The following is a 12,309-nucleotide window of genomic DNA, read 5'->3' as shown; positions in this document are numbered from 1 at the left end:
CTGTAAAACTCCTTCCGCCAATCAGCATCATTGAATTGATTTGACTATGATTTTACGTTTTATTTTACCATAGAATATGCGGGTGATGACCGAATTTTTTAGTTTGGGAAAGATTTTCTGTAAATTTAGTCATTTCCCTGATAATTCTCAACCAGAACCGGCTGAAGCTGCTGATGCATAACCGCCTTTTCAATGGTTTGCGGAAGCAGATCCATTTTGGCTACCATTGAATTCGGTTTTTTAAATGGATCGTCTTGCCCGAATGGAATAAAAAAGATATTTTTTGTTGACATGAGCCTCATTAAATTTGTTCCGTTTAAACCGAGAGCATCATTTGTCGAGATACCAAGAACGACTGGCCTATTGTTTCGGATTGTCGCTTTTGCCGCCATCAGCACCGGACTGTCTGTCATAGCATTTGCAAGCTTGCTCATTGAGTTGCCGGTTAAGGGCGCAATGACCATGCAGTCAAGGGGCAGCTTCGGCCCAAGGGGCTCTGCCTTCACAATCGAATCAATGGCCTCATATCCGGTCAGGTCTTCAATTTTTTTAACCCATTCCGCTCCTTCTCCAAATCGGGTATTTGTGGATTTTACGTTAAAAGTGACAACCGGACGGACTTCTGCCCCTCCGTTGACCAGGGCCTCAATTTGCGGGAAAACCGCTTCATATGTGCAGTGCGATCCAGTCAGCCCAAACCCGATTCTTTTTCCTTTTAATGACGACATGCTTACTTCCCCTCCTCAGCTTGTATTTCAGCCAATAGCTTGCTCAAGACGTTTGCGAGGATTTGCCCAGCTGTTTTAGGAGCGACAATTCCTGGTAGACCAGGGGCAAGAAGTGCTTTAATCCCCTGTTTTTCGGCATATTTGAAATCCGTTCCCCCGGGACGTGAGGCCAGATCCAATATTAAGGTTTTTGGTGTCATGCTAGAAAGTACCTTTTGATTTAAAATCATACTCGGTATTGTATTAATACAAATATCTATATCTTTTACATACTCTTTCAGCTCATCGGTATGAAAAGGAACGAGTCCCATTTCAGTAATACGTGCCAGATGCGCTGAACTTCTTGCCCCCACTTTTACATTCGCTCCAAGCGCGGCAAATGTGCGGGCAATCGTCATCCCGGTGCGCCCCAGACCGAGAACGGCCACCTGAGATCCGTGTATCGTATAATCCGTGTGCTGAATAGCCAGCATAATGGTTCCTTCTACTGTCGGAATAGAATTGTATATCGCAATGTCATCCCGTTCAAACAGCTTAACAAGTTTTCTGTTTGCTTGAGCTGCAATGTTTTCTAAATAGGCGTTAGAAATTCCTGAGAAAATGACACAGTGTGCAGGTGTTTTGTCGAGATGCTCCTGTTTTAACACAACCTCTTCATTCGAAAATACAGTCGATACGACACCTTCTCCTGTTGTTGCAGACACTGGGAGAATAACACTGTCTATTTGCTGAAAAGGAATTTCATCAATGTTGCATTTTACTGCTCCGGTAAAACCGTGATCCAATTGGTCAAAACCGACAAGATAGATGTCAGCCTGCTGTTCAGTGAGCTTTCTTATTATTTCGAGCTGTCTTGCGTCACCGCCGATAACTGCAATTTTCAATCCGGTTAACATTTTAAACGTTCACCTTCTTTGTATATACTGGATCTCTAGTTGTTAAGCTCCCCTTCATCTTATGATCAAAAGGAATTACCGGTGAATTAAAAAGCGCTTTTTTCATAGAAAAAAACACCGGCTGCCGAAGCCGATGTTTCATAAGTTTACTTTGGAGCCCGCACTATATTCTTTTGGGCTTTTTTCTTACTCTTGCCGAGGAGACATTTCCTCAGGCACGTCTAATATGATCATATCTGATCCGATTTTTTGAATATGATGCCAGGGGACACGAATGTCTTGACCGTGTTTTCTCAAACCAAACCACTTAACTGTCGGAATGAGGAGTGCCGTAATCTGTCCATCCTGTTCATTGATTTCTAAATCGGTCTGGCCGAGTACTCCCAGCCGTTCAGCTCTTTTGATGTCTACAATTTCCTTTCCTGATAATTCACTGAGCCGCATGTCTGTCACCCCCTTGTACTATGTATGATTAAAGGAATTAAAAAATGCCTGCTCCGTTATGGGGCAGGCTTTTTCTTTTTAATATGGCATATTGCCGGAGGGGCTGATGAGTGCCAGTGCATAATCTTCAGTAAACAGTTGTCTGGCAAGGCCGTTGACTCGCTCTAAGTTTACAGCGTTTAATTCCTTGATGATCTCATCTAAAGTTTTATGTTTGCCGAGCAGCAGTTCATTTTTTCCATTTCGGCTCATTTTGCTGTTTGTGCTTTCTAAGCTCAGCATCAAGCTTCCCTTCATTTGCTCTTTGCTGTTTTCCAACTCTTTAGAGGTAATACCTTCGCGTTTTAATGTAGCAAGGGTTTCTTGAATTGTTTCTGACAGCTGCTGAAGCTGATTTGCACCGGTCCCGCCGTAAATGGTAAGCATACCGCTGTCCTCATAAGAGCTGTGATAGCTGTAAACAGAATAAGCGAGCCCTTTATCTTCACGGACATCCTGGAACAGGCGGCTACTCATGCTGCCTCCGAGCACATTATTCAGGACGATTAAATCATAAATGCGTTCATGGCCAACCTCAAGGCCTTTAAAGCCAAGGCATAAATGAGCCTGCTCTGTTTCTTTTTTTCTCGTCAGTTTTTCCGTGTAGAACTCGGGCTTCGCGAGGCCTGTCGCTTTGCCTTTGGCCTCGTATGACCCGAACCATTTCTCTACATCTTTGATAAAACTGTCAGATATATTACCCGCTACCGAAATGACCACTCGGTCCGGTGTATAATAATCATGCATGTATTGTCTGAGAGAGTCGCCGTTGAAGGAAGCAAGCGTTTCTTCCGTACCAAGAATAGGATAGCCTAAAGAATGATTGCCGTAAGTGGCTTTGCTCAGTAAATCATGCACAATGTCGTCCGGCGCATCTTCGTACATTTTAATCTCTTCATATACTACATTTTTTTCTTTTTTCAGCTCGTTTTCATCAAACGTTGAATGAAAAAACATATCTGCTAATACGTCCAGTGCGTAATTTGCATGCTCGTCAAGGACCTTTGCATAGTAGCAGGTATATTCCTTTGAGGTAAACGCATTGACCTGACCGCCAATACGATCAAAAGATTCTGCTATCTCTCGTGCAGATCTTGTGCTCGTCCCTTTAAAGAACATGTGCTCTAAAAAGTGAGAAATCCCGTTTATCTCCGGCTTTTCGTGCCGCGAACCGGTGCCGATCCACACGCCGATCGCAACAGAACGGACTGTCGGGTTATTTTCCAGCACAACTCTTACACCATTTTGACACGTATATCGTTTAATCAAATTTTGTTCCTCCTATTCAAAGACAAGCTGCCTGCATCTGTTACTTCAACAGTCTTGTTTCATCCATTAGTTCGGTGACTGTTCCAAGCGCGTATCCTTTATCTTTTATCTTTGTAATCAGCGCTTCAAGACTTTCAGCCGTAGGGTCAGTCGGATGCATTAAAATCATGGCACCATTATGTATCTTGCTTAACACTCTCGTTTGAAGCACAGACGGAGACGGTTTTTGCCAATCGATCGTATCAACTGTCCACATGACTGTTCCCATCTGTTTCTCAGCTGCAATGTCGACGACCGCTTTTCTAAAACTTCCGCTCGGCGGAGCAAACCACTTCGGCTTAACACCGAGCGTTTTTTCTATTTGCTCATTTGTCTTGTCGAGCTGCTCGGAAATTCTTCCTGTAGTCAGTTTGCTCATATCCGGATGATTGTATGAATGATTTCCGATTTCATGTCCTTCTTCCGCAATCTTTTTAGCAAGCTGTTCATTTTTCCTCACCCAATTGCCTTCTAAAAAGAACGTAGCCTTGACCTGATGCTTTTGCAGAACAGGGAGCATTTTTTCTAAATATTCATTTCCCCATGCCACATTGACTAAAAAAGCCACCATCGGTTTGTCAGGATTTCCTTTATAAATAGGCTCAGGCTGAAGAGACTCAAGATGAATGTTTGGTTTTACTTGCCTGTACACCAAATCGTTTTCCCGAAACTCGCCGTGCTTTTTCATTTTTTTATATGATTTTTCAATATTGACCATCAACCCATTGTAACCGGGAATGCTTTTCCAGACCTTATCTACTCTGGCATCCTGGGGCCTAACTTCATATTCCGGCGCTTTTTGAAGCAATTCTTCATATAGCGGGTCTTTGGACGCCGTGACAGTCACCGTATCTTTTTTCATTGCCCCTATATAATCAAGTGTGTGCGGATTTTTCATCATCTCAAATGAGACAAAAAAAAGAAATAGAAAAACGGCAAACGGCACAAATTTTTTGTACATGTTCTGTCCCCCCTCACCTCACATTATGAAGGATAAGGACAAGGTAGAACCTGCCTGCATTTTAAAAGCTTCAAAATAAAGAAGCCGGGTCTCCCAGGCTCCTTTTATGTTTTCATTTAAGATTGTTGTTCTTCTTTTTCTTTCTCTTCACGGAGCACCGCTTTACGGGACAAATTGACTCGTCCTTGTTTATCAATTTCAGTGACCTTGACAAGAATCTCGTCCCCGATTTTCACAACATCTTCAACTTTTCCTACGCGTTCAAGCGCAAGCTCTGAAATGTGCACCAAACCGTCTTTTCCGCTGAAAATTTCAACGAAAGCTCCGAATTTTTCAATTCGTTTCACTTTACCTAGGTAAAGCTGGCCGACTTCAACCTCTCTGACAAGGTCTTCAATGATTTTTTTCGCTTCTTGGTTGCTGCTTTCAACTGTTGAAGAAATAAAGATGGTGCCGTCCTGTTCAATATCAATTTTAACACCGGTTTCTTCGATGATTTTATTGATTTGTTTTCCGCTTGGCCCGATGACATCGCGGATCTTATCAGGATTAATGGCCATTGTTAAAATCTTAGGTGCATATTGAGAAAGCTCTTTTCTTGATTCGCTTAATGTCGCAAGCATGCTATTGAGAATTTCCATTCTTCCTTTTTTCGCCTGCTGAAGCGCTTCTTCAAGAATCTCTCTGGAAAGTCCTTCGATTTTAATGTCCATTTGCAGCGCCGTGACGCCTTTTTCAGTTCCGGCTACTTTAAAGTCCATATCTCCAAGCGCGTCTTCCATGCCTTGGATGTCAGTCAGAACAGTGTAATGTTCGCCTGATTTGACAAGACCCATCGCAATACCCGCAACTGGGGCTTTAATTGGTACACCGGCATCCATCATTGCAAGTGTGCTTGCGCAAATACTTGCTTGAGACGTAGAACCATTTGATTCAAGCACTTCTGATACAAGACGGACAGTGTAAGGGAAGTCTTTTTCAGACGGAATAACTGGCTCAAGCGCACGCTCACCCAGTGCTCCATGTCCGATTTCACGGCGTCCCGGTCCGCGCATTGGCCCTGTTTCCCCAACGCTGAATTGCGGGAAGTTGTAGTGATGCATAAACCGTTTCGACTCTTCGACACCTAAGCCGTCAAGGATTTGCACATCTCCAAGAGCGCCTAGCGTACATACGCTGAGAGCCTGTGTTTGTCCCCTTGTAAACAGCCCTGATCCATGAGTTCTTGACAAGAGGCCGACCTCAGAAGAAAGCGGGCGGATTTGATCGACACCGCGGCCGTCCGGTCTTACTTTCTCTTCAGTAATCAACCGGCGCACTTCATTTTTCACCAGCTTGGATAAAGTCTGCTTCACTTTCTTGATTGTGTCTTCATCATGCTCTTCATCCTCGAATTTCGCCACAACTGCTTTTTTCACTTCATTAATGGCATCTTCGCGGGCATGCTTTTCATGAACCTGGATGGCTTTCAGCAAATCTTCTTCTGCTAAAGCTTTTACTTTTTCACTAAGCTCTTCATCAATTTCATAGAGCGCAATTTCTGATTTTTCTTTGCCGACTGCTGCTACAATTTCTTCTTGGAATGCAATCAGGCGTTTAATTTCTTCATGGCCGAACATAATGGCTTCAAGCATGGTTTCCTCAGGAACTTCATCCGCTCCCGCTTCTACCATGTTAATGGCATCTTTCGTGCCGGCAACGACAAGATTGATATCGCTTTTCTCAAGCTGATCGACTGTCGGGTTAATGATAAATTCATCATTAATGCGTCCGACAGTAACCCCTGCAATCGGTCCTTCAAACGGAATATCCGATACAGAAAGAGCCAGAGATGAACCGAACATAGCGGCCATTTCAGAAGAGCAGTTTTGGTCAACACTCATGACAATGCTGATGACTTGAACTTCATTACGGAATCCATCAGCAAACAAAGGACGGATCGGACGGTCGATTAAACGGCTGGCAAGAACCGCTTTTTCACTTGGACGCCCTTCTCTTTTAATAAATCCGCCCGGAATTTTCCCTACCGCATATAATCTTTCCTCATAATTTACAGTAAGCGGGAAGAAATCAAGTGGTTTTGGTTCTTTTGAAGCGGTTGCTGTACTAAGCACTGCTGTATCACCGTAACGGATCATAACAGCACCGTTTGCCTGTTTGGCAAGCTGGCCGGTTTCAACGGTAAGCGTTCTTCCGGCCCAATCTATGGTAAAGACATGTTTTTCTTGTCCCATACGATTACGAACTCCTCTCTTCGTTGTGTGAAATAATCAATTACTCCTATTATGAACGAAATGAATTGAACATATCAATGTCAAAGTAGTATGTAAAAGGATTTCAATGATTTGTTATAAGAAATTTTCGCTTTAATACGATAAAAAAGCGGGAATCCTCCCGCTTTTTACGATTATCGACGTAAGCCTAGTTTGTTAATTAACTCACGATAACGAGTTACGTCTTTATTACGTAGATACGTAAGAAGATTACGACGCTTACCTACCATTTTAAGAAGACCGCGACGTGAATGGTGGTCTTTCTTATGAGTACGTAAATGCTCGTTCAAATTGTTAATTGAGTCAGTTAGGATAGCGATCTGAACTTCTGGAGATCCAGTATCAGATTCGTGTGTTTTGAACTCACTGATGAGTTGGTTTTTACGCTCTTGAGTAATTGCCATCCTGTTTCACCTCCAAATCATATTTAGCCCCAGTTACCTAGCAACCGTCGGTGACTTCGGATTGCCAAGCAATGGTTTTAAGACTACGCAAACTATCATACTAAAAATCGCACCTATATGCAAATATTTTAAAATGAAATTTGTGTACATTGCATGTTATTTCCGCAAATTGCTGAAATAACGGATGGCTTCCTGCTTGTCTTTCTCAATTTGCTCTGTTAATTCTTTGATGCCATTGAATTTCCGCTCGCTCCGAATCCGTTTATACCACTCAATTTTTATAGCGGCTCCGTATACCTCTTGATCAAAATCAAACAGATGGACTTCGATTGAAGGCTGCTCCGGGCGTTTTTCATAAAATGTCGGCTTATAGCCGATATTGCAAACGCCGTTGTAGACTTCGCCGTTCACTTCCGCTTTTACGGCATATACACCCGTCGGCGGAACGATATAGCTGTTATTTAAACCGACATTTGCTGTCGGAAACCCGATGGTCCGCCCTCTTTTATCACCGTGAATGACAATTCCTTTTATAAAATAAGGCTGTCCAAGCAAGACATTCGCCAATTCAACGTCTCCGTTTTGAAGCGCGGTACGGATATACGAGGAACTGATTTTTTTATCTTGTTCCGTTAATTTTTCTACCATTGTGCACTCAGCTTCTCCATCTAAATCATGCGGCATGGTCTCCATTGTTCCCTTACCGTATTTGCCGTACGTAAAGTCAAAGCCCGCAACAGCGTGCTGTACATTAAGACCGACAATATACTGGCCTGCAAACTGCTTAGGAGAAAGAGAAGCAAATGCTTCATTAAATTTAACGACATACAGAATCTCTGTGCCTAATTGTTCAATTTGGTTTATTTTATCTTCCAGAGGCGTAATCAGATCCTTTGGCTCCTGATTCCTCCTCAATACATGGGAAGGATGAGGATGAAAGGTCATCACAGCTAACGCCAGGCCCTTTTCTTCAGCTATCTGCTTCGCTGTGCCGATTACCTTTTGATGCCCTAGATGAACGCCGTCAAAATACCCTAACGCCATCACAGACTTTGCCTGCTCCTCTTTGATTAAATGATGAGGATGTGTAATATGTATCGTCTTCACAGAACGGTCACCTTTTTTCTATTGTTCGCTTTTTTGCAGCAATACTTTTGCCGGCTTTAACAGCCCTTTTTTTGTAGGATGGGGAAAATAGATCGCCAAACAACTTCCAGATTCCGTAAAGACAGCAATGCGGTCTTCGCTTGTCATCTCAGAAAACTGCTCGGGCGTCTCAAGCAAAGCCCCATTTTCTACTTTCTTAGCTAATGTATCACTTATGATCCATTTCGGCAAATGATTGAGCGCGCCTTCAATAGGAACTGTATGCTCTCCCACGGTCCCGGACTGAGCCTGTGTTTCCAGTTCATCAAAGGTAAAGCATTCGTCGAGAGAGAAGTCTCCGGATGCCGTACGGATTAAATGAGACATATGAGCCGGATATCCGAGTTTTTCTCCGATCATGACCGCCAGCGTCCTTACATAGGTCCCTTTGGAGCATGTCACTGTAAACCGAAAGCTTGCCGTTTCTCCATTATGTTTAATCTCTGTCGTCAGGGCAATGTCTTCAATAGTAATCATACGTTTTGGACGTTCTACCTGAATACCTGCTCTTGCGTACTCGTATAATTTTTTGCCGTTTACTTTGACAGCGGAATACATGGGAGGAATTTGCTCTTGTTTACCCTTTAAGCTATTTAAAACTTTTACTGCATCTGCTTTATCAATGGCTTGATTGACAGGCTTAGTTTCAACCCTTTCGCCAGTCTGATCCTCTGTTGTCGTTGAAAAGCCAAGTGTTATTTCCGCATCATATGTTTTAGACTTTTCAGTCAAGTATTCGACTATTTTTGTCGCCCTTCCCACACAAATCGGAAGTACACCTGACACTTCTGGATCGAGTGTTCCCGTATGTCCTACTTTTTTTGTTTTTAACAGTTTTCGGATCTTCATGACACAGTCGTGCGATGTCATGCCAACCGGTTTATGTAAAAGGAGAACTCCGTTAACCATTGTCTTTCACTCCTTCTTTTGGTTTTTTCTCTTTAAAACGAAGAAAAGAGGACAGACGATATACGCCTATCCTCTCCATTTTTTATTCAGATGGTTTCTCTGAATGTAATTCGTGAATCAGCGTTTCGATTCGATTTCCGTAATCGATTGATTCATCGAACTCAAATTCAATTTCAGGCGTTTTTCGAAGTCTGATGCGGCTGCCGATTTCAGATCGGATAAATCCTTTCGCCTTTGCCAGCCCTTTCAGCGCTTCCTCCCGTTTTTTCTCGTCGCCGAGAACCGAGATATACACCTTTGCAATTTGCAAATCACCTGATACACGTACATCCGTTACTGTCAGAAAACCTATTCTCGGATCTTTCAGCTTGCGGCTGATAATATCACCGAGTTCTTTTTTCATTTGCTCGCCGACACGGTTTGCTCTCATACTCAATTCAATCACCTCTAAGTTAAAACCACTCTGTCCTAGTGATCGTCCGTTCAATTTCAGGAAAAGAATCGATAAACGCTAGGACGCGCTGCAGCTCTTTTTCTGTTTGAACGCGAGAGGAAGAAACAGCGGCGATTCCGAAGCTGGTCCTTTGCCATGTGTCCTGATAGTCAATCTCCGAAATCGAAACATTGAACTTGTTTTGAACCCTGGTTAAAACCCGCTTCAGAACGGCACGCTTTTCTTTTAGCGATCCTGCATCATAAATGATGCATTCACATTCCGCAAATCCGATCACTTTCTTTCAATTTCTTGCATGACATAAGCTTCCAGGATGTCACCTTCGCGAATGTCATTGTATTTCTTAATTGTAATACCACATTCATAGCCTTGTGAAACTTCTTTCACATCGTCTTTAAAACGTTTCAAAACGTCTACTTCGCCTTCGAAGATGACGACGCCGTCACGAATTAAACGGAGGCCGCTGTCGCGCGTAATGGTTCCTTCAGTAACATATCCGCCGGCAATTGTACCTATTTTAGATACTTTGAATGTTTGGCGTACTTCTACTTGGCCAATTACTTTTTCTTCATATTCAGGATCAAGCATACCTTTCATGGCAGCTTCAATCTCGTCGATTACTTTGTAAATGATACGGTGAAGACGAATATCTACATTTTCAGCTTCAGCCGTACTCTTAGCATTTCCGTCCGGTCTCACATTAAACCCGATAACTATTGCATTGGAAGCAGATGCCAAGATAATGTCAGATTCAGTAATTGCACCAACGCCTGTGTGGATGATTTTCACTTTAACGCCTTCTACTTCAATTTTTTGAAGTGCGGCCGTTAAGGCTTCAGCAGATCCTTGAACATCAGCTTTTACGATGAGGTTAATGTCTTTTACATCACCTTGTTTAATTTGCTCGAATAAATCATCAAGACTGAGTTTCGCTTTATCGCTGCGCTGCTCTTCAAGCTGTTTCGAAGCACGGGCTTCCCCGACAGAACGAGCTGTTTTTTCATCCTTAAAGACAAGGAATTGGTCTCCAGCTTGAGGGACATCGTTCAAACCGGTAATTTCAACCGGAGTTGACGGGCCGGCAGTTTTTACACGGCGTCCAATATCGTTGACCATGGCACGGACACGGCCAAATGTATTGCCAACTACGATAGGATCACCGACATTCAGTGTCCCAGTCTGTACGAGCAATGTCGCAACTGACCCTCTGCCTTTATCAAGTTCCGCTTCAATAACCGTTCCTTTTGCCTGGCGTTTCGGATTCGCTTTCAATTCCTCTACTTCACTGACAAGCAAAATCATTTCAACGAGTTCATCAATGCCTTTTCCGGTTAAAGCGGAAAGCGGAACAAAAATGGTTTCTCCGCCCCAAGCTTCAGGGACAAGTCCGTATTCCGTCAGTTCCTGCATCACACGGTCAGGATTTGCGGATTCTTTATCGACTTTATTCACAGCAACGATAATTGGAACCTCAGCTGCTTTTGCATGGTTAATCGCTTCTACAGTTTGCGGCATTACACCGTCATCTGCAGCCACAACGAGAATCGTAATATCAGTTACTTCTGCACCGCGTGCACGCATTGTCGTAAATGCGGCGTGGCCCGGAGTATCCAAGAACGTAATTTTCTTGCCGTTCTCTTCAATTTGGTAAGCACCGATATGCTGGGTGATTCCGCCTGCTTCTCCTTCAACAACCTTCGTTTTACGGATGCTGTCAAGAAGCGTCGTTTTCCCATGGTCAACGTGACCCATGATCGTCACGACAGGAGGACGAATTTCAAGATCCTCTTCTTTATCAGGCTCTTCATATTTTTCCAGTTCTGTTTCTTCAAGCACAATGACTTCTTCTGTTTCTACACCATATTCTGATGCAATGAGTTCGATTGTATCTTTATCAAGCTCTTGGTTAATGGTTGCCATTACGCCAAGAAGCATCAGCTTTTTAATGAGTTCTGAAGGCTCTTTGCCAAGCTCCTCAGCCAATGCGCCGACTGTTAAAGTGCCGGAGAATGTAATTTTCTCAGGAAGCTCTTTTTTCGGCTTTACAGGCTTTTGCTGATATTGATTCTTATTGTTGTTGTTGTTGCGTTTATTTTTTTTGTTGTTGTTATTCTTCTTGTTTTTGTTAAATTGATTATTCTGCACGTCATTCTTCTTTCCGTCTCGAATTTTATTTGGTTGATTTCCAGCAGATTGCTGATTAACCCCTTGCGTCTGTTTGTTTTTGTTCGTTTCTGCAGGCTTTTGAGATTTAACGGCTGCGCCGCCTTTTTTATATTTGGCATCAAGCTGTTTAATAGCCTTTTCTTCAAGCATGGCCATGTGATTATTCACTTCTAAATTCATGTTTTTCAGTGCGGTCAAAATTTCCTTACTTGAAACATTTAATGCTTTTGCATATTCGTATACTCTCATTTTAGCCATTCGTTCACCCCCAAAAATATTAATCGAGCAAGCTGATCAGCTTATTCGCAAAACCTTGGTCAGTGACGGCGACAACGACACGGGCTTCTTTACCGATAGAGCGTCCAAGAACCGCGCGACTCTCGACTTTTTTATAAGGGACTTTATAATAGCTGCACTTGTCGGTTACTTTTTTCGCTGTGTTAGATGATGCATCCTCTGTAAGCAGGACAAGCTTTGCACGCGCATTCCTGATTTCTTTAATTACCAAGTCCTCGCCTGACACGACCTTACGAGCTCGATTGGCCAGACCCAGCAAGGGAAACCATTCCATTCCAGACATT

General features: G+C 43.1%; 13 protein-coding genes. All 13 read right to left on the bottom strand.

Annotation, left to right across the window (positions count from 1 at the left end):
* Positions 1-125: 125 nt before the first annotated feature.
* A complete protein-coding gene (dpaB, locus tag ABZM97_RS09170) occupies positions 126-728 on the bottom strand; it encodes a dipicolinate synthase subunit B (protein WP_087991641.1) in 603 nt (200 codons plus the stop codon).
* A 2-nt stretch (positions 729-730) separates the two neighbouring features.
* Positions 731-1,624, bottom strand: a complete 894-nt coding sequence (dpaA, locus tag ABZM97_RS09165; protein WP_087991640.1) for a dipicolinic acid synthetase subunit A — start codon at positions 1,622-1,624, stop codon at positions 731-733.
* 186 nt (positions 1,625-1,810) lie between these two features.
* Positions 1,811-2,068: a YlmC/YmxH family sporulation protein gene (locus ABZM97_RS09160; RefSeq protein ID WP_003238478.1), complete on the bottom strand. Its 258-nt coding sequence runs from the start codon at positions 2,066-2,068 to the stop codon at positions 1,811-1,813.
* Between the two features lie 78 nt (positions 2,069-2,146).
* The gene (locus tag ABZM97_RS09155) at positions 2,147-3,376 is read right to left on the bottom strand and encodes a pitrilysin family protein (RefSeq protein WP_087991639.1); all 1,230 of its coding nucleotides are present in this window, start codon (positions 3,374-3,376) and stop codon (positions 2,147-2,149) included.
* Positions 3,377-3,416: 40 nt separating this feature from the next.
* The gene (locus ABZM97_RS09150; RefSeq protein ID WP_202327672.1) at positions 3,417-4,376 is read right to left on the bottom strand and encodes a polysaccharide deacetylase family protein; all 960 of its coding nucleotides are present in this window, start codon (positions 4,374-4,376) and stop codon (positions 3,417-3,419) included.
* 116 nt (positions 4,377-4,492) lie between these two features.
* Positions 4,493-6,610, bottom strand: coding sequence for a polyribonucleotide nucleotidyltransferase (pnp, locus tag ABZM97_RS09145; protein ID WP_087991637.1), 2,118 nt, complete (start codon positions 6,608-6,610; stop codon positions 4,493-4,495).
* A 173-nt stretch (positions 6,611-6,783) separates the two neighbouring features.
* Positions 6,784-7,053, bottom strand: a complete 270-nt coding sequence (gene rpsO, locus ABZM97_RS09140) for a 30S ribosomal protein S15 (protein WP_003154182.1) — start codon at positions 7,051-7,053, stop codon at positions 6,784-6,786.
* Positions 7,054-7,209: 156 nt separating this feature from the next.
* The gene (gene ribF / locus ABZM97_RS09135; RefSeq protein ID WP_087991636.1) at positions 7,210-8,160 is read right to left on the bottom strand and encodes a bifunctional riboflavin kinase/FAD synthetase; all 951 of its coding nucleotides are present in this window, start codon (positions 8,158-8,160) and stop codon (positions 7,210-7,212) included.
* An 18-nt stretch (positions 8,161-8,178) separates the two neighbouring features.
* Positions 8,179-9,108 carry a tRNA pseudouridine(55) synthase TruB gene (gene truB, locus ABZM97_RS09130; protein ID WP_087991635.1) on the bottom strand — a complete coding sequence of 310 codons (930 nt, stop codon included), beginning with the start codon at positions 9,106-9,108 and terminating at the stop codon, positions 8,179-8,181.
* 82 nt (positions 9,109-9,190) lie between these two features.
* Entirely contained in the window at positions 9,191-9,544 is a 354-nt protein-coding gene (gene rbfA, locus ABZM97_RS09125) for a 30S ribosome-binding factor RbfA (RefSeq protein WP_009967251.1), read from the bottom strand.
* Positions 9,545-9,560: 16 nt separating this feature from the next.
* The gene (locus tag ABZM97_RS09120) at positions 9,561-9,839 is read right to left on the bottom strand and encodes a DUF503 domain-containing protein (protein ID WP_010328005.1); all 279 of its coding nucleotides are present in this window, start codon (positions 9,837-9,839) and stop codon (positions 9,561-9,563) included.
* A complete protein-coding gene (infB, locus tag ABZM97_RS09115; protein WP_367387400.1) occupies positions 9,836-11,986 on the bottom strand; it encodes a translation initiation factor IF-2 in 2,151 nt (716 codons plus the stop codon). The genes ABZM97_RS09120 and infB overlap by 4 nt, the downstream gene beginning before the upstream one ends.
* Positions 11,987-12,005: 19 nt before the next feature.
* On the bottom strand, positions 12,006-12,308 hold the full coding sequence (locus ABZM97_RS09110) for a YlxQ family RNA-binding protein (protein ID WP_087991633.1): 303 nt from the start codon (positions 12,306-12,308) through the stop codon (positions 12,006-12,008).
* Between the last annotated feature and the right edge of the window lies 1 nt (position 12,309).

This window comes from Bacillus vallismortis (assembly GCF_040784915.1).
GTDB classification, from domain to species: domain Bacteria; phylum Bacillota; class Bacilli; order Bacillales; family Bacillaceae; genus Bacillus; species Bacillus subtilis_G.
This window is presented reverse-complemented; position numbering and strand designations above follow the sequence as displayed.